Source organism: Deltaproteobacteria bacterium, from assembly GCA_019309045.1.
Classification (GTDB): Bacteria; Desulfobacterota; Syntrophobacteria; order BM002; family BM002; genus JAFDGZ01.
In genome coordinates this window covers 1-18,055 of record JAFDGZ010000048.1, presented here as the reverse complement: position 1 = coordinate 18,055, position 18,055 = coordinate 1, and the positions used below count along the sequence as shown (strand labels likewise).

The window sequence follows — 18,055 nt, the reverse complement described above, 5'->3', positions numbered from 1 at the left end:
TTCCTCCACTTCAACTCCAGTCAACAGGTTCACAGCTCTGACCGCCTGTTTCGAGCTGTGCTCTAATTCTGTCCAGAATACCGTTAATAAAGCCACCAGAGTCCTCGGAGCCAAATTTTTTCCCTAGTTCCACAGCCTCATTAATAGTCACCTTGCTAGGAATGTCGGGGCGATGCAGAAGCTCAAAGACTGCCAGACGCAGTACATTTCTGTCTACTGCTGACATACGCGTCAGTCGCCAGTGCTCAGATCCCTCTTCAATAAGTGCATCTATCTTTTCCAGGTGGTCTTGGACACCCTCCACCAGTTCCCGAGCAAAAACTCTCAGGTCTTCTGGTGGACCAAAGTGTTCACAAAAGCTCTGAAATGCTTCCCTCATTGTGCTGCCAGTCATGTCCGCCTGGTAGAGCACCTGAACCGCCATTTCCCGCGAACGGTGTCGCCTCCCCATAACGCAATTCTCGGTGTGCCTCGATCACTTTTCCAGCTGGCGGAGCACGTTTACCATCTCGATAGCCGCCTGGGCAGCCTCCCAACCCTTGTTGCCGGCCTTGGAACCAGCCCGCTCAATAGCCTGCTCGATGGTATCAGTAGTGAGCACTCCAAAAGTGATTGGCATGCCCATTTCCAGAGCCACAGCCGCGATGCCCTTGGAGACCTCGGCGCTGACGTATTCAAAGTGCGGCGTACTGCCGCGGATAACCGCACCCAGGCAGATGATAGCGTCGCACGATCTTCTCTCCGCCAATTTTCTGGCAACCAGAGGTATCTCCCAGGCCCCCGGCACTTTGACCACCTCTATATCTTTTTTCCGGGCACCACATCGCAGCAGAGCATCCAGAGCCCCGCCGGCCAATCTATCTGAAATGAAATCATTGAAGCGGCTGACAATAACCGCAAATTTGAGCCCTTTGGCCTCCAGCTTGCCTTCAATCACGTCCACCATATTCTCCTCCCGCTGCGCCAATAGATGTGGGCTGCCCGCCCCAGCGCCTGCTGTTCCATCGCCGTCTGGTCTCAGTCACCGCCAGCTGCTAGAACTCGTGAGCACCTGATCCTGTCTCAGGGCGGCCTAGAAGTTTTCTTCCTGTCTGGTCAGACTCAACAAATGCCCCATTTTTGAACATTTGGTACGCAGGTAATTGATGTTGCACGGGTTTGGAGGAATCTCGATGGGCACTCTCTCAGTTATGGTGATGCCATACCCCTCCAGGCCAACGATTTTCTTGGGGTTATTCGTCATGAGCCTCATTTTGCGAATTCCCAGGTCAACAAGGATTTGGGCTCCGATGCCATAGTCCCGCAGGTCAGCCTTGAATCCGAGTGCCTCGTTGGCTTCTACAGTGTCCTTGCCCTCGTCCTGCAGGGCGTATGCCTTGAGCTTGTTCACCAGGCCTATCCCCCGGCCCTCGTGGTTGGTGATGTAGAGAATGACGCCCTTGCCCTCTTCATTCACCATTTCCATGGCCCGATGCAGCTGATCTCCGCAATCGCATCTCAGGGAACCCAGAACATCGCCAGTGAGACACTCCGAATGAACCCGTACCAGGATCTCTTCATCCGGGTTGATCTCTCCCTTTACCAGGGCAATGTGTTGACTGGGATCAATATCATTGACGTAGACAATGGCATTGAACTCTCCCCCGTGGATAGTGGGAAGTGTAGTGCTGGCTGCGCGGTGGACAAACGACTCGTTGCGCATACGATATTCGATGATATCGGCTATGGTAACAATTTTGAGGCCATGACTGTCGGCAAATACTTCCAGATCCGGCATCCTGGCCATGGTGCCATCATCCTTCATAATCTCACAGATTACGCCGGCCGGTTTCAATCCTGCCAGTCGGGCCAGATCCACAGAGCCCTCTGTCTGACCAGAACGAACAAGAACACCGCCCTTACGCGCCTTCAAGGGAAATACATGACCAGGGCTTACCAGATCCTGGGGCTGGGCCTCATCAGCGACAGCCGTCAGAATGGTGGTGGCCCGATCAGCAGCCGAAATACCGGTTGTCACTCCACAGCGCGCTTCTATTGAAACTGTGAAGGCGGTCTGGAATTTGGCCTGATTGTTGGAAACCATCATCGGTAGCTGCAATTGTTCAACTTTTTCAGGAGTCAAGGAAAGACATATCAGGCCGCGTCCGTACTTGGCCATGAAATTGATGGCCTCTGAGGTGACTTTCTCTGCAGCCATGCAGAGATCTCCCTCATTCTCTCTGTCCTCATCGTCAACGAGGATAACCATCTTGCCAGCCCTGATGTCTTCCAGCGCTTCAGGGATGCTTGCTGTGGGCATCTTTCAACTCCTAGAGGCTGTCTCCCTGATTAGCAGATCTGCTGAAAGGCCAGGGAGAGCTGCTCGACTGTTATGGCCCTCCTCAAAGGGGGGGCTGCTGTCTAAACTCGGCGCGAGAAACAATCACTGCCGAGTGGGTCATCAACTACGGTTATAGCTCATGTAGAGAGCAGAAAAAAAATTGTCAGTGAAAACAATGTGACAATCTCTATCTATTGTCACCATTATATTGCACGCATAGCATATGACAATGCACAAGAGGCGGCAACTGTATCAAAGAAAGCCATGTTTGCCGAGAAAATTCCGATCAACACCAACTTGGCTCTTCTCATCTTGGTGGCGCATTTGCCGCATGAATTTCTCCACGTACTTGCCAATGGGATCAACTTCTATGTTAACCTCTGTGCCTACCTGCAAACTTCCAAGAGTCGTTGAGCGCGCAGTATGCGGCACGATGTTTACCTCGAAGTCCTCATCGGAACAGCGGTTTATGGTCAAACTGACACCGTTTACTGCCACGGATCCCTTTTCCACTAGATAGCGGCATACTTCCGGGGGAGCTGCGAATCTCAGCATCTGGGACTCTCCCGCCCTCCTGCTCTCGAGCAATCTACCCCTGCCATCCACATGTCCATTGACCAGATGGCCGCCCAACCGATCACCAAGTTTCAGGGCGCGTTCCAGATTGACCTTGTCACCGTGGCGCTGATGAGCCAGGGTGGTTCGCTGCAAAGTCTCCTGGGAAACGTCCACTGTAAAAACGTTTCCCTCTATAGAGATCACGGTGAGACAGGCGCCTTCAACTGCAATGCTTTCACCTATGTGCACATCTGTCAGATCAAAGGGCGCTTGGATACTGAGCCGCATCCCAGCTGCCCTCGGCTGCAGCCGCACAATTGTTCCCACACCCTCAACTAACCCGGTAAACATGCTGCCTCTTTAATAAGTTAGTTCCTGAATCACCTCTGGCCTGACAGCTGCCGCCGCACATAGCCGCTCACCATTATATCGTCTCCAAAACGACGCACTACTATATCTTGCAGGGCAATGGCCTGCTCGATTCTGGCAAATCCTGCTCCCCCCACCATCGGTACTGCACCGCTGCCGCCGATTATCTTCGGGGCAAAGAAGAAACATACCTTGTCTACCAGTTTGCTCTGGAAAAAACTGCCGTGGACTTCGGCGCCTCCCTCTACCATGATGCTGAGGATGTCCCGCCCCCCCAGATAGCGGAGCAGCGCTGGCAGGGATATGCGGCCGTTCTCTACCGGCAGGGAGACGACCTCTACCTGTCTCTCTTCGAGTAATCTCTTCTTTTCTCTCGCCGGGGAGGGGCCAGTTACAATGAGAGTTGGCGCTTCAGAAGTTGTGGAAATTATCTGACTGGCAGGAGGAGTACGGAGGCGGCTGTCCAGGATGACTCTCAATGGAGGCCTTTTTCTCTTCCTGCCCGGCAGCCTCACCGTGAGTCTGGGATTATCGGCCAATACCGTACCTATGCCCACCAGAATTGCATCCACCTGTTGGCGCAGGCGATGAGCGTAATGCCTGGAGTGCTCGTTGGAAATCCATTGTGAATCACCAGAATTGCTGGCAATTTTTCCATCCAGGCTGGCAGCAACTTTTGCCAATACCAGAGGGAGGCCTGTCGTTGCATGTTTTATGAAAGCCTCGTTGAGCCGCTGGCATTGCTCGTGCAGAAGGCCAATGTCTACCTGGAGTCCATGTCTTCTGAGAAATTCAGCGCCCCCCCCTGCTACATGCGGATTGGGGTCTAGACAGCCCACTACCACCCGGCTGATGCCGCTGCGTAAAATGGCTTCCGTACAGGGAGGAGTCCGGCCGTGATGGTTGCAGGGTTCGAGGGTAACGTAGAGCGTCCCCCCTCGGGCACGCTCGGCCGCTTGTTGAAGTGCATGTATTTCAGCATGAGGACCGCCGGCTTCTCGATGATAGCCCTTTCCTACTACCAGCTCCCTGTTGACCACTACAGCGCCCACAACAGGATTTGGTGAAGTGTGCCCCAGCCCGCGAGCAGCCAGTCTCAGAGCCTGCTGCATGAAAACTTTATCTTCTCTTGTCAAAGACCTTTGTGATGACACGCTTATTTAATCTCGATGTTGCAGCAAATCAGAATATTAACGCGAGGGCTCCACACCCTTGCTCAAAAGTGCCTGGATACCCTGAAGATCTTCGACTCGACGGTGTACCATACTGTAGCGGATGTAGGCCACCGGATGAGTATGCCTCAGGGCAGCCGCAGCCCAATCACCGAGAGTCTTGCTGCGAAACTTGCGCCGCCGACTAGATTGCAGTTTGGTCTCGATCTCGCCCGCAATTCGACTCAGATCTCCTTCGGGCACCGGCAGTTTGGCGCATGCCTTCCGCAGGCCCTCGAGCAGCTTACTACGATCGAAGACCTCTAGACGACCGTCCTTTTTTATAACCAGAGGTTTGTTGTCATCAAAACGTTCAAATGTGGTGAAACGACGACCGCAGCTGTCGCAAAGACGGCGGCGGCGGGTGTGATTGCTGCCATTGCCGGGCCGTGAATCGATTACCCGGGTCTTCAAGTGATCGCAGTAGGGGCACTTCATGACTGACTCACCTCCGTTGCGGGCTCCACCTAATCAGTTCAATATTGGCTTGGCTGAACATATCCGAAGACAATTCGTCTGCATATCCCTCTTCATAATATACCGAAACAATTCCTGCGTTAATAATCATTTTGGCGCAGATCACGCACGGCATGGTGGTACAGTAAAGGGTAGCACCCTGAATTGGTATGCCGTGCCGCGCTGCCTGTATAATGACGTTTTGCTCTGCATGTAGACCCCGACAAAGTTCATGGCGCTCGCCAGAAGGGATGGCGTTCAATTCCCGCAGGCAGCCCACATCGAGACAATGGGGCAGGCCGGAAGGAGCTCCATTATACCCTGTGGCCAGGATGCGTCTGTCTTTGACGAGCACCGCCCCCACATGCCTCCTTCTACACGTGGAGCGGCGGGACACCAGATGGGTGATCTCCATAAAATAGGCTTCCCAGCTCGGCCGCTCCATTGTTCAAGCCGCCTCTTGCTTGGAAACCGGTTTGTGGAGAGGAAATTGTGAACAAAATTCAGCGACTTCTCCGCAAATCTGGGCCACAGTTTCCAGCCGTCCCCTGCTTTCAATGGCCCGGTGAATAAACTCTGCAATAGTGATCATATCGTTGTCAACCATACCACGCGTGGTTATGGCTGCGGTGCCGATTCTTATGCCACTGCTGATATGTGGTTTTTCGGGGTCAAAAGGTATGGTGTTCTTATTGACAGTGATCCCTGCCTGATCCAATACCAGCTCTGCTTCAGAGCCGGTCAGTCCTTTGCTGCGCAGATCTAGCAGCATCATATGATTGTCCGTACCGCCGGAGACCAGCCGGAAATCTCGCTCAGACAGCTCAGCAGCCAACCTCTTGGCATTGAGTATCACCTGCTCCTGGTAGCTTTTGAAATCTCCGGTGAGTGCCTCCTTGAAAGCTACTGCCTTGGCTGCAATCACATGCATCAGGGGGCCACCCTGGATGCCGGGAAAGATTTCCTTGTCTATTTTACGGCCATGAATTTCTTTTGCCAAAATAAGGCCGCCTCTTGGTCCTCGCAGTGTCTTATGGGTGGTGGAAGTAACAAAGTCGGCTTCCGGTACAGGAGATGGATGCAGACCGGCAGCCACCAGACCGGCAATGTGAGCCATATCCACCATGAGGTAAGCGCCGATCTGGTCACATACCTGTCGAAAGGCAGCAAAATCGATAATTCTCGGGTAGGCGCTGGCACCAGCAATTACCAGCTTGGGCCTGGCCTCCTTCGCCAATCGGCTGAACTCATCCATGTCGATGGTCTCAGTGTGGCGATCTACTCCATAGGATACTACTTTATAAAGCCTGCCGGAAAAACTCACCGGGCTGCCATGGGTCAAATGACCTCCGTGGCGCAGGTTCATACCCATAATTGTATCTCCCGGCTGCAACACCGAGAAATAGACTGCCATGTTCGCCTGAGACCCGGAATGAGGCTGAACATTGACATATTCTGCACCAAACAACTGGCGCGCCCGCTCGATTGCCAGTGTTTCAGCCCTGTCAGCAAATTCACAGCCCCCGTAATAGCGGGCTCCAGGATAGCCCTCAGCATACTTGTTGGTAAGCACGCTACTCTGCGCCTCCCGGACAGCCTGGCTGGCAAAATTTTCCGAGGCGATGAGTTCCAGTCTTCTCAGCTGTCGTTCTTCTTCCAGGCGAATGGCCTCAGCGACCTGAGGATCCACCTGTTCCAGCCTCGTCATTTCTGTGTCACCCTCCCTGCGCCTCCTGTCAACCCCTCACAACTCCGGCTGCCCTCTTCTCAGTCCCTCGTTTCTGCCGTAAATTATCAACTTCAAGAGCAGTCGTCCATTTGCGCAACCCTGCGTTGATGCCGCCCTCCATCGAAATCGGTGGCAAACCACACCCGGACGATCTCTTTGGCAGCATCAGTACCAATCAGCCTCCCTCCCAGCACCAGGAGATTGGCGTCATTGTGGCGTCGGCTCAAGATGGCACTGTAGAGGTCATGACAGAGGGCTGCCCGCACCCCCTTGAATCTGTTGGCAACCATTGACATTCCCAACCCGGAGCCGCAAATGAGAATCCCCCTGGGAAACTCCCCCTCACTCACGCGTCTGGCCACCTCTTTGCCATACTGAGGGTAGTCCACGGACTGTTCCCTTTCACAGCCAACATCTTCAACAGAAAATCCAAGTTCTTGCAAATAGGGCTTGAGCACTGTTTTCAGCGAAAAGCCAGCATGATCGCTTCCAATGACAATCTTCATTACTTCTCCGCGTCGTCTGCTCAATGATTCAAGAATCGTAGCGTCGGAACACCAGGGCAGCATTGGTGCCACCGAAGCCAAAGGAATTGGATAGGGCTGTGCGGATATCAGCCTTACGACTGGTATTGGGTACGTAATCCAGATCACAGTCAGGATCGGGATTTTCATAATTTATGGTGGGAGGAATAATACCCTCCCGCAAAGCCAATACAGTAAAGGCGGCCTCCACTCCCCCTGCACCACCAAGAAGATGTCCGGTCATGGACTTGGTGGAACTTACTGCCAGTCGGTAACTGTGTTCGCCAAAGACGGTCTTGATCGCCTGGGTCTCATACTTGTCGTTGAGATCAGTGGAGGTGCCGTGGGCATTGATGTAATCAATCTCCTGTGGCTCTATGCCAGCATCATCCAGGGCCATCTGCATGCAGCGCGCCATGCCCTCACCTTCCGGAGCAGGCGCTGCCATGTGAAAAGCATCGCCGCTGAGTCCATAGCCAATGAGCTCCGCGTAGATGTTCGCCCCTCTCTCCAGGGCATGCTCCAGCGCCTCCATAATAATTATTCCCGCGCCTTCAGCCAGGACAAAGCCGTCTCTGTCACGATCGAACGGTCGCGAGGCCCTTTCCGGATCATCATTTCTGGTGGAAATGGCACGCATGGCATTGAAGCCACTGATGGCTAGAGGTGTCACTGTGGCCTCCACTCCGCCGGTGATCATCACATCAGCCGCCCCTCTCTGAATCATCTTGAAAGCATCACCCACTGCGTGACTGCCCGCAGCGCAGGCTGTCTCGATGGAAACGTTTGGTCCTTTGGCGCCAAAGGCTATAGAGATCTGTCCCGGCGCCATATTGGCAATAAGCATAGGAATGAAAAAGGGGCTGATCTTTTTCGGCCCTTCCTCCAGGAGAATTTTATGATATTTTTCAATGGTTCTCAGACCGCCAAGGCCACAGCCGGTGATGACGCCCACCCTATTGGCGTTTCTGCCGTTGATTGTCAGGGAGGCATCCTCAGTGGCCAGGCGAGCCGCTGCCAGTGCATACATGACAAAGTCATCCATCCGCCTGATTTCCTTGCGAGAGAGAAAATCTTCAGGCTTGAAGTTTTTCACCTCCCCAGCAATCTGAGTAGCCATGCTGCTGGCATCAAACTTGGTGATCCGGCTGATGCCTGGCTTTCCTGCCACCAGAGATTTCCAGGTTTCTTCCTTGCCAATACCTATGGGTGTGACCAATCCCAGTCCTGTAATTACTACCCTTCGCTGCATTTCTCTTCCTTAGTTTTCCGACGAAGAGAAATCTCGAAAGATTTCCAACGTCCAAATATAGCACTTTCTAGACCTATTACCAGAAAAACTTCGGGGCAGTCTCCCGGCTATGACTATTACATATACATGCCGCCATTTACGTGGATAACCTGCCCAGTGATATAGGATGCCGCCTCCGAGACAAGAAAGGCGACCACCCGGGCAACGTCTTCCGGCTTCCCTGCCCGCTTCAGAGGAATCTGGGCCAGAAAGGCCTCCTTTACCTTTTCCGAAAGGACCGCAGTCATGTCGGTCTCGATAAAACCCGGTGCCACGGCGTTCACTGTAATGTTGCGCCCCGCCAATTCCCGGGCCACCGACTTGGTAAAGCCAATGAGACCAGCTTTTGAAGCGGCATAGTTTGCCTGCCCTGCGTTTCCCATGGCACCCACCACAGAAGCAATGTTGACAATGCGCCCGTAGCGCTGCTTCATCATATAGCGACTGGCAGCCTGGGTGCAGTTGAAAGCACTCTTGAGGTTGACCGCCAGCACAGCATCCCAGTCAGCCTCTTTCATCCTGGTCAGAAAATTATCCCTGGTTATGCCCGCATTGTTGACCAGGATGTCCACCCTGCCCAACCGCTTGGCTATATCTCGGAAAAATTCCTGCACCGCTCCATAGTCGGAGACATCCAGGCGCACGCCTTCAATCTGACAGCCGCGTTCCTGGACCAAAGCAATGGTTTCTGCCGCTGCAGTGTCCTCAGGAGGATCGTAATGATTGAAGACCACATACAATCCCGGCTCTGCCAGCGCCATGATAATAGCCCGGCCAATTCCCCGGGAGCCCCCGGTAACCACAGCCACCCTCTGCTCTTTGTCAGCCATCTCTCCTCCCTGTCTCAATCAATCTGGCCAGTCTTGACCTGCCCCACCATTCCCAATTCCGCATTCCGCATTTAAAACTCTCCCCGCCGCTCCCGAATCTTTTTTACCAGCACCGGCAGAAATTCGAAAAGGTCGGCAACAATGCCATAATTAGCCACATCAAAGATGGGAGCGTGCGGATCCTTGTTTATCGCCACAATAATCTCGGACCCCTGCATGCCGACCACATGTTGGATGGCGCCGGAGACACCGCACGCCATGTAGAGCTTGGGTGAAACAGTCTTGCCGGTCTGACCAACCTGATGGCTGTATGGCTGCCAGCCTTCATCCACCACGCTGCGGCTCGCTCCCACTGCACCGTTGAGGAGACCAGCCAGTTCTTCGATCAGGGCAAAATTCTCCGCCTTCTGCAGCCCCCGCCCGCCAGTGACCACCACTTCCGCATCTGCCAGTGGAGTCTTGTCCTGCTCTTCCAGCACGGTCTTTACCACTCGTACTCGGGCCTGCAAAATCTCTTCTTGCGGCGTAAAGTGTTCAACCATCCCCTGCCTGCGAGGATCAAATTCCGGTTTGCGCATCACCCTCGGACGCACAGTGGCCATTTGCGGCCGGCGATTTGGACAGACGATTGTGGCCATCACATTGCCACCAAAGGCAGGGCGGGTCTGATAGAGCAACTTGTCTTCACCAATGTCCAGGCCAGTGCAATCTGCGGTGAGCCCAGTGCCCACAGCCACAGCAACCCTCGGCACCAGAGATCTGCCCTGAGCAGTGGCTCCTGCCAGGAAAATTTCTGGCTTCTTTTCGCGGATGAGGTTGCTGAGAACCCTGGCATGTATCTCATCATTGACGGGCACCAGTCCTGGGTGTTCGCCCACATAAACCCTGTCAGCCCCATAGCCGATGAGATATTCACTGACCTCTGTCAACCCATTGCCTAGAACCACAGCAGTTAGCTCGACCCCGAGTTTGTCTGCCAGGCTGCGACCAACTCCCAGAAGCTCGTAAGACACGCTGTGGACCTTGCCGTTGTAGTGTTCACTCAAGACCCAGACGCCTTGATATGCCTCTATACCCTCGGTCTTGGAGCCTACCAACTCGGGCAGACTGATGGCTTCTTCTGGACAGACATCTACACAGAGGCCGCAAAGAGTGCAGTCGTCATTGACCTGGACATACTCTTCCACCAGCTCAATGGCCTCAACCGGACAGACCTCCAGACATTCTCCACAGGCTATGCACTTATCTACATCTACTCTGGCCTTCATAATCCGGGAATCTTCTCCTCTGATAGTTTTTGCAGTAACAATTCCGCTTGTTCCTCCACAGTTCCCGTCAGCACCAACCGATCGCCCCTGGGTGGTGGGGAGAACACCCTGACCACCTGGGTAAATGATCCCTGCAAGCCCACCTGTTCAGGCTGCAAGCCCAATTCAGCCGCTCCCATTACCGGGATTTCCTGCTTTCTGGCCCGCATCTTGTGCCTGAGACCAGGCATGCGCGGGTCGCCAATCTCTCTGACCACAGTCAACACTGCGGGCAGTGATATCTCGACAACTTCATATCCAAGATCAGTGAGCCGCTCCACTTGCAGCTCCCCAGCCGCCACCATTTCCAGTTTTCTCACATAGGTGGCATAGGGCCAGCCAAGGTGGCCTGCCAGTTCAGGACCGACCTGGGCAGTGTCTCCATCTATGGCCTGCTTGCCACAAAACACCAGGTCGACTGGTGCCAACTTCTCTATTGCTCTGGCCAGGGTGAGAGATGTGGCCCAGGTGTCAGCCCCGGCGAAAGTTCGATCACTCAAGAGCAGGGCCTCGTCGACTCCCAGGGCGAGTACTTGTCGCAACGCTTCTTCCGCCTGTGGCGGCCCCATGGTTATTGCGGTAACCTTGCCAGCCGCGGCATCCTTCAATCGCAACGCCCCCTCCACGGCATACCAATCATGGGGATTGACAATGCTCTCCACTCCCTGGCGAATCAGTGTACAGGTCTCAGGGTCGATGCGAACGTTTTTGGCATCAGGCACCTGCTTTATACAGACAACAATGTGCATACTATATCTCCGCTTTTGGTGTGGACAACTACTCTCCAGCACCCCCCCCATCCTATTATTTCCTCTATAGAAGGCCCTATCCAACGGACGGGGCTCTGGGCATGGGCGCATCGCGGCAAGATGCTGCTCCCAGAGAGTGATTACGGCCGTCCTGGCAAAAACTCGTACACAAGGATATGGCAACAACCGGCACGTCCTAGAAAAAGGACTCCTTCAGCCGACCATACTCCTTGTTCAACTCCTGGCCGATGATATTCCGCTGTATCTGATTTGTTCCTTCATAGATCTGCAGGATCTTGGCATCCCGCATCATCTTCTCTGTAGGATATTCTCTCATGTATCCATAGCCGCCGAGCACCTGCACCGCCTGCGTGGTGACCCGCATGGCCACATCGCTGGGAAACAGTTTGGACATGGCCGCATATTTGGACACATCTTTTGCCCCGCTGTCGATGTATCTGGCTGTAGCATAAACCAGAGCTCGGGCTGCTTCAGTCTCGGTTGCCATGTCAGCTAGCATATGCTGCACTGCCTGAAATGAAATGATCGGCTTGCCGAACTGCACCCTCTTGCGGGCGTATTCCACGGCAATGTCCAGAGCCCCTTGACTCAAGCCCACACCCAGCGCCCCGATTCCCGGCCGCGACATGTCAAAGGTCTTCATGGTGATGATAAACCCCATGCCTTCGCGATTTATGAGGCGATCAGCAGGAATGCGGCAGTCATTGAAAAGTAGCTCTCTCGTGGCCGAGGCACGTATTCCCATCTTTTTCTCTTTCTTGCCAAAAGAAAAGCCTGGATCACCCTTTTCCACGATAAAGGCGCTCGCGCCTCTCGCTCCTCTAGACCTGTCGGTAATGGCAATTACACTGTAGATTTCAGCTTCGCCGCCGTTGGTTATCCACTGTTTGGTGCCGTTGAGCAGATAGTGGTCACCGTCCCGCCTGGCAGTCGTCTGGATGCCGCCGGCATCACTCCCTGCGTTGGCTTCGGTCACTGCAAAAGCAGCAAGTTTCTCACCGCTGGCAATAAGGGGCAAGTATTTCTGCTTCTGTTCTTCGCTGCCATAGAGCAGGATTGGATATGCCCCAAGACCACTGGCAGCAAAAGTTGTGGCCACGCCGATACAGCTTCGCGCCAGTTCCTCTACCGCCAGACAATTCTCCAGAACACCTCCACCAAGTCCGCCGTACTCTTCGGGAATGTAAAGTCCAAACAGATCAGACTGAGCCATAATTTTCATGAGCTCCCAGGGAAACTCCTCCTTCTCGTCCAATTCGGCCCGAGCAGGCCTGACTTTTTCTTTGCTGATTTTTGCGGCAATTTCTTTGATCATCTGTTGTTCTTCCGTGAGGAAATAATCCACCTCCGCCCTCCTCTCACTGACAACCTCTTCAGATTTCGCTGCTGAGTATGAGACAATGTCCTACCAGCGTATCAATACAGCTCCCCAGGTAAAACCGCCACCAAAGGCATCCATAAGTATCAGGTCTCCTCTTTGCAGCTTGCCGGCGCGATTTATTTCATCCAATGCCACCGGAATGCTCGCTGACGAAGTATTGCCATAACGATCAATGTTCACGTAGACGCGTTCCATAGGAATCCGCAGCTTCTCTGCCACTTTCTTCATAATGCGAATATTGGCCTGATGAGGAATAAAAAAATCAATATCATTGGGCTCTACGCCATTGTTCTCCATGGCCTCGCGGGCTACTTGCGTCAAGGCCCGTACTGCGTACTTGAACACCTCGTTGCCTTGCATGTGAATGCAATGGGCACTATCGTTGATATTTTCAGGCGTGAGCGGGTTCCGGCAGCCGCCTCCTGGAATGTAGAGAAGTTGCCACAAAGAGCCGTCAGAGTGGAGATGGGTAGAGAGAATTCCTCGATCTTCATCTTCTACCCCGCCCACCAAGGCAGCACCGGCAGCGTCACCGAAGAGTACGCAGGTATTTCTATCCTGCCAGTTGGTGATGCTCGAAAGTACTTCGGCCCCAATTACCAGGATTTTGTTATTGGGGTTTTCCTTGATGAATTTGTCTGCGATTGTCAGACAATAGATAAAACCACTGCAGGCGGCAAATATATCGAAAGTAAAAGCATTGCGCGCTCCCAGATTGAGCTGGACGAAACCTGCTGTGTTGGGCAGCAGCAAATCAGGCGTGGTGGTGCCCACCATAATCATTCCCACTTCTTCAGGTGCAACTCCTGCCATCTGCAGGGCCGAACGGGCAGCTTCGGTTGCCAAATGGGAAGTGGTCTCTCCGTTGCTGGCAATGTATCTCTGCTTGATCCCTGAGCGGCTGCTTATCCACTCATCCGAGGTATCCACCATTTTTTCGAGATCCTTGTTAGTCAGAATCTTGCTCGGAACCGCAGAGCCAGTCCCCAGAATAACACTTCGAATCATGGTGCCTCCCTTTCTACAAATGAAATGGCCACTGCTTTTTTGCAACTGCATTCTGCCTGCCAACCCGCAAACTCAGGAGCGGACCGGACGGTACGGTCCGGTAAAAAATCAAAATACAGCGTTTCAGAGACGTAATCAAGACTCAATTTTTCTAGGAACTCTTACTCTTCTTCAGTTTTGATGATTTCACGCCCCCTGTAAGTCCCACAGGTGGGACAGGCGTGATGTGGCAGTTTCGGTTCGTTGCACTGCGAGCAGAGGGAAAGCGAGGTTGGCGTAAGTTTATAGTGGGTCCGCCGTTTGTTTCTTCTAGATTTTGAATGACGTCTCTTGGGCAAAGCCATTATGTCCACTCCTTCATATTGTGAGCGCAGCAGGTGCCACCAGGAACAGCCAGTGTTAGTCGAGCTTCAAAGATCTGAGCGCCGCAAAAGGCGATTCCGTCAAAGGCGTTCGGCAGTTGCACGGCTCTCTGTTCAAATCGTTGCCACAACCCGGACAAAGGCCACGACAGCCCTCGTGGCACAGGGGCTTCTGGGGAATAGCAAGGAAAATTTGTTCCGCAATTATCCGATCAAGATCAATTTTCATTCCATCAAAAAATTCGGTGTTCATCTCTTCTGTTTTGAGGTCGATGTCCTCCTCCATTTCATCAGGGCGCGCCTGGATGAACTGAAACTCGAAGGTCTCTGCAATCTCCATGGAAAACTCACAGAGACATCTACTGCAAGGCAGTTTGACCCATGCTTGCAGCCATCCCTTGACTTTGACCGTATCTTTTTCCGGGGTGAGATCCAGATCCGCATTCAGCGGTCTGGTTAGACTCAGCTGGCCAAGGTCATCCGGTTGGCCTACCATCTGGGGCAGCCATGAAGCATTCCTGTGCAGATGAAAAACTCTGCCGGACTCCGGCAACTCGTCTATTCTGACAATCAAAGGTCACCTGCCCTTGCTACCTCGTAAACAGTGAACTGGTAAGTATAAGAAAAGGCGTCTATTTGTCAAGCACTTTTCCCTAGACTTTTGTATGGAGTATACCTTTTCACTAGGTGAAATGAAACCACCGCCCAGAGATGTCAACAGGCGGATCCATGAGATCATTACAGAGGCAATGGGCACACATTTGCGGCGATTTTGACTTGACTTGCCCGCCAGGTTCGTTTAAGGTTTTTGCGCTGTTGGGGGATCGTCTAGCGGCAGGACGCATGACTCTGGATCATGCTACCGAGGTTCGAATCCTCGTCCCCCAGCCAAACACAGAACTGCATCTAGGCAGTACAGGTCCCATCGTCTAGCGGTCTAGGATATCGGCCTCTCACGCCGAAGACACGGGTTCGAGTCCCGTTGGGACTGCCAAGAATCTAGGAGTCAGGAAGGCAACCCTGACTCCTTTCTTTTTTGTCATCCAGCGCTACCCTATCGGTCCAAATCTGCTAGAATTCTCAGCAACAAACAGCCCAGCAAACTACTCGCCTGCTTCACCTTCCTGTTCCTCCACGTTTGGCCTGCCCCAGGCCCGCAGTCGCAGCTCAGTTTCCAGGTAGACTTCATCGCCGTGCCCACTAGGAACTTTCTTGTCCACTGTCTGAAATTCCAGCTGGGGCGCCCTCACACGGTTGCGCAGCATTCGCTGCCATGCCAAATTCTCGAGCCGTTCTCTTCCCTGTTGCAAAGATTCTTCGAAGGTGTCAAAGTCTTCCCTGCCGGCTGCGGTATACAGGGTGTATCTCCTGGACGGTGTTCGTCTTATGGTGCCCACAAGGGTGAAGTCTACCATCCCCACCACAGCGCCAACAGCCACTGATACCTGGTAATTTCGTGGTAGAAGGCAATCAGTATGGAGTCGACGAAAGGTCGCTGGCAAGAAAGAGGCAGCAGGCGCACCTGCTCCAATGACAGGCGCAGAAAGTGACATGTCGACATTCAATCTGACACTGCCTGCGGGCTGTCCTGCTTGTTGGAACCAGCGATTGACAAACTTTGACAGTACTGTATCATCACCTCCCTCCAGGAAAGATACTGCCTGGAGGCAGAGCTGCCTGCAGATCTCTCTTCTTACAGCCTCGGCAAGAGCCGCCTCTGTCATTCCCAAGAATCGGGAGAAAACAGCAAGTCCTGATTGAGCTGCTTTCTTGTTGCCTAGTTCCAACCCTCCTGTGGCAACGCAAATATCTGTGGGAGTGAGTGAACTGCGCTCCACCAGGCCTCTTTGTTCCAATCGTTCCAGCCTCCAGGTGGCAGGCCATTTGCAGGAGTCTCCTTGTCGTAGAAACTCACTCACTGGTCTTGCAGTGAGTGATGCTAGAAACTCATCATCGTTTGCACTGTGTCCACCTGTATTTGCATAGAAAGAACAAGGATTGATGTTTCGGTATGGCGTTGCTGACATGCGGCGTTGAATTGTCTGCAGCATGGCAAGCACTTCAGGATGACGTTGCACAAAAATACAAAGAGGCACAACTCGCCGAGGTCCCACCTGTAGTTGTCTGCCGCCATTGATAGAGACTATGCTGTCACCGCCGATGCCTACAGTTTTCACTCTGGCGGCTTGCACAAGAGTCTCCCACCTGCCTACCTTTGCCCCCAGCGGATCAACAACGACCCTGCCACCGCACAGCGCCGCCATGTCTGTGGTAGTTCCGCCCATATCTACTATGAGGGCGTTGTCAATGCCGGCAAGGTGCTTCGCTCCCAGGATGCTTGCTGCTGGGCCTGAAAGCAAAGTATCCACAGGTCTAGACTCAGCAGTATCAGCAGACATCAGGGTGCCATCACCGCGAACCACCATGAGGGGAGCAGTTACGCCCATATCTCCGAGCACCTCTGTGGTAGCCAGTATGAGCTTGCCAATGAGAGGTATGAGACGTGCATTCCACCAGGCAGTAGTCGCCCTTTTCATGGCGTTCAACTGCAAAGAGAGCTGGTGCCCCTGCACCACTGGCAAGCCGAATCGAGAGTGGACGAGCTCGGCCACCCTTATTTCATGTTCAGGATTGCGCACCGAAAAAAAACCGGCCACAGCAACCGCAGCCAAACCTCTTGCGAACGTCTCGAGGTTTTCCTCGAGATACTGGATGTCCAGGGCTGACTTTTGCTCGCCAGTGACACGGTGGCCGCCACCGACCATAAGTACCGCTGTTGTCTCCGGAATCTCAGGTGGCCGCTCATCATAGCCAATGAGAATCAGGCCCGCCTCGGCACCCATATCTTCTACAATGGCATTGGTGGCAAAGGTAGTGGCCAGGGAGACCATACTAACCTGGGAAAGGAGTTCTGCGTCTATTCTGGCCAGACCGGCACGGATGCCAAGAGCAGGGTCGGCTCTGGTAGTGGGGGCTTTGTCAGCCACCACCACTTGACCGCTGGCGAACTCGAGCAGCACCACATCAGTATAAGTGCCGCCGGCATCTATTCCTAATCCGTAGGCCATGTTGATCAAGCAATCAGTCTCCTGGTGAGTTCAACAGCCCGGCTGGCGTCGGCTCCGTAACCATCAGCACCAATGGCGTCCGCAAACTCCTGGGTGACTGGTGCCCCGCCAACAATGATTTTGAAATGGTGCCGGACGCTAGTTTCTTCGAGCAGTTCCACAAATTCTTTCATCCGCGGCATAGTAGTAGTAAGCAGCGCTGAAAGGCCAATCACATCAACCTGATGCTCTCTGGCTGCCGCCAAGATATCTTCGCTGGTTCTGTCCACGCCAAGGTCCACCACAGCAAACCCTGCAGCCTTCATCAGGAGGGCCACTATGTTCTTGCCGATATCGTGGATGTCCCCTTTGACAGTTGCCAGCAGCACCTTGCCGAGTTGGTCGCTGCTGGCACCACGTTTCAAGAGCTCGGGCTCCAGGATCTGCACGGCAGCATCTGCAGCCTGTGCTGCCAGCATGAGTTCAGGCAAAAACAGGTTGCCGGAGGCGAAGCGCTCACCCATCTGGTCCAGAGCATACCTGATTCCCTGGTTTATCATCTCCAGTGGATCAACTCCTTCCTCTATGCCCTGCATTGCTGCGTCCCTGGCTCTGTCCGGCTCGAGGGCCATAATAGCATCTCGCAACTGATCAATGGTTCCCTCTGACATTTCTTGTACTCCTTTGTGGAAATTCTGACTGGGCTGAACTGATGACTAGCCAGTGGTATGCCACAGTAGTCTCTGCACCAACGCTCTCATTTTGCATCAGACCCGGGCATATGTTTCTTCAGCACTGTTGATAATCGCCTGCAGCTCTTCCTGCACTTCCCTGGGCAGCGGCTCCACCTGGTGCGTGGCCAGAATTTCCCTCGCCTTCTCCCTGGCCACCT

Annotated in this window: 19 protein-coding genes and 2 tRNA genes; 2 read left to right on the top strand and 19 right to left on the bottom strand. The window is 53.6% G+C overall.

The features are described 5' to 3' along the window. Positions 1-10 precede the first annotated feature (10 nt). From nusB to JRI89_11235, 17 genes are all read right to left on the bottom strand, one after another. Positions 11-451 carry a transcription antitermination factor NusB gene (gene nusB, locus JRI89_11315; GenBank protein ID MBW2071829.1) on the bottom strand — a complete coding sequence of 147 codons (441 nt, stop codon included), beginning with the start codon at positions 449-451 and terminating at the stop codon, positions 11-13. Positions 452-475: 24 nt separating this feature from the next. Beyond that, the gene (locus tag JRI89_11310) at positions 476-946 is read right to left on the bottom strand and encodes a 6,7-dimethyl-8-ribityllumazine synthase (protein MBW2071828.1); all 471 of its coding nucleotides are present in this window, start codon (positions 944-946) and stop codon (positions 476-478) included. A 126-nt stretch (positions 947-1,072) separates the two neighbouring features. Beyond that, positions 1,073-2,299 (bottom strand): bifunctional 3,4-dihydroxy-2-butanone-4-phosphate synthase/GTP cyclohydrolase II, encoded by a 1,227-nt coding sequence (locus JRI89_11305; protein MBW2071827.1) that lies wholly within the window; start codon positions 2,297-2,299, stop codon positions 1,073-1,075. A gap of 273 nt (positions 2,300-2,572) precedes the next feature. After that, the gene (locus JRI89_11300) at positions 2,573-3,229 is read right to left on the bottom strand and encodes a riboflavin synthase (protein ID MBW2071826.1); all 657 of its coding nucleotides are present in this window, start codon (positions 3,227-3,229) and stop codon (positions 2,573-2,575) included. Between the two features lie 29 nt (positions 3,230-3,258). Beyond that, positions 3,259-4,359 carry a bifunctional diaminohydroxyphosphoribosylaminopyrimidine deaminase/5-amino-6-(5-phosphoribosylamino)uracil reductase RibD gene (gene ribD, locus JRI89_11295; protein MBW2071825.1) on the bottom strand — a complete coding sequence of 367 codons (1,101 nt, stop codon included), beginning with the start codon at positions 4,357-4,359 and terminating at the stop codon, positions 3,259-3,261. A 78-nt stretch (positions 4,360-4,437) separates the two neighbouring features. Continuing rightward, complete coding sequence (gene nrdR, locus JRI89_11290) at positions 4,438-4,896, bottom strand: transcriptional repressor NrdR (protein ID MBW2071824.1); 459 nt, start codon at positions 4,894-4,896, stop codon at positions 4,438-4,440. A gap of 7 nt (positions 4,897-4,903) precedes the next feature. Continuing rightward, entirely contained in the window at positions 4,904-5,359 is a 456-nt protein-coding gene (locus tag JRI89_11285) for a cytidine/deoxycytidylate deaminase family protein (protein ID MBW2071823.1), read from the bottom strand. A gap of 3 nt (positions 5,360-5,362) precedes the next feature. After that, positions 5,363-6,622 carry a serine hydroxymethyltransferase gene (locus tag JRI89_11280; protein MBW2071822.1) on the bottom strand — a complete coding sequence of 420 codons (1,260 nt, stop codon included), beginning with the start codon at positions 6,620-6,622 and terminating at the stop codon, positions 5,363-5,365. Between the two features lie 92 nt (positions 6,623-6,714). Next, positions 6,715-7,149, bottom strand: a complete 435-nt coding sequence (rpiB, locus tag JRI89_11275; GenBank protein MBW2071821.1) for a ribose 5-phosphate isomerase B — start codon at positions 7,147-7,149, stop codon at positions 6,715-6,717. A 28-nt stretch (positions 7,150-7,177) separates the two neighbouring features. After that, complete coding sequence (gene fabF / locus JRI89_11270; protein ID MBW2071820.1) at positions 7,178-8,419, bottom strand: beta-ketoacyl-ACP synthase II; 1,242 nt, start codon at positions 8,417-8,419, stop codon at positions 7,178-7,180. Between the two features lie 116 nt (positions 8,420-8,535). Then, entirely contained in the window at positions 8,536-9,288 is a 753-nt protein-coding gene (fabG, locus tag JRI89_11265) for a 3-oxoacyl-[acyl-carrier-protein] reductase (protein ID MBW2071819.1), read from the bottom strand. Positions 9,289-9,359: 71 nt separating this feature from the next. Continuing rightward, positions 9,360-10,556 (bottom strand): electron transfer flavoprotein subunit alpha, encoded by a 1,197-nt coding sequence (locus JRI89_11260; GenBank protein MBW2071818.1) that lies wholly within the window; start codon positions 10,554-10,556, stop codon positions 9,360-9,362. Further along, on the bottom strand, positions 10,553-11,344 hold the full coding sequence (locus JRI89_11255; GenBank protein ID MBW2071817.1) for an electron transfer flavoprotein subunit beta/FixA family protein: 792 nt from the start codon (positions 11,342-11,344) through the stop codon (positions 10,553-10,555). The genes JRI89_11260 and JRI89_11255 overlap by 4 nt, the downstream gene beginning before the upstream one ends. Before the next feature lie 196 nt (positions 11,345-11,540). Continuing rightward, the gene (locus JRI89_11250; GenBank protein MBW2071816.1) at positions 11,541-12,710 is read right to left on the bottom strand and encodes an acyl-CoA dehydrogenase family protein; all 1,170 of its coding nucleotides are present in this window, start codon (positions 12,708-12,710) and stop codon (positions 11,541-11,543) included. Positions 12,711-12,770: 60 nt separating this feature from the next. Next, complete coding sequence (locus tag JRI89_11245; GenBank protein MBW2071815.1) at positions 12,771-13,751, bottom strand: ketoacyl-ACP synthase III; 981 nt, start codon at positions 13,749-13,751, stop codon at positions 12,771-12,773. Between the two features lie 164 nt (positions 13,752-13,915). Then, complete coding sequence (gene rpmF / locus JRI89_11240; GenBank protein ID MBW2071814.1) at positions 13,916-14,098, bottom strand: 50S ribosomal protein L32; 183 nt, start codon at positions 14,096-14,098, stop codon at positions 13,916-13,918. Between the two features lie 55 nt (positions 14,099-14,153). Continuing rightward, positions 14,154-14,690 carry a DUF177 domain-containing protein gene (locus JRI89_11235; GenBank protein ID MBW2071813.1) on the bottom strand — a complete coding sequence of 179 codons (537 nt, stop codon included), beginning with the start codon at positions 14,688-14,690 and terminating at the stop codon, positions 14,154-14,156. 243 nt (positions 14,691-14,933) lie between these two features. Here JRI89_11235 and JRI89_11230 point away from each other — a divergent pair. Both JRI89_11230 and JRI89_11225 read left to right on the top strand, forming a co-directional pair. Further along, positions 14,934-15,007 (top strand) — tRNA-Gln (locus JRI89_11230). Positions 15,008-15,034: 27 nt separating this feature from the next. Beyond that, positions 15,035-15,110, top strand: a tRNA-Glu gene (locus JRI89_11225). A gap of 109 nt (positions 15,111-15,219) precedes the next feature. Here the strand turns inward: JRI89_11225 and JRI89_11220 are convergent. Next, positions 15,220-17,193 (bottom strand): hydantoinase/oxoprolinase family protein, encoded by a 1,974-nt coding sequence (locus tag JRI89_11220; GenBank protein MBW2071812.1) that lies wholly within the window; start codon positions 17,191-17,193, stop codon positions 15,220-15,222. Next, entirely contained in the window at positions 17,190-17,834 is a 645-nt protein-coding gene (locus tag JRI89_11215; protein MBW2071811.1) for a cobalamin-dependent protein, read from the bottom strand. Before JRI89_11215 ends, JRI89_11220 begins: the two co-directional genes overlap by 4 nt. Positions 17,835-18,055: the final 221 nt, after the last annotated feature.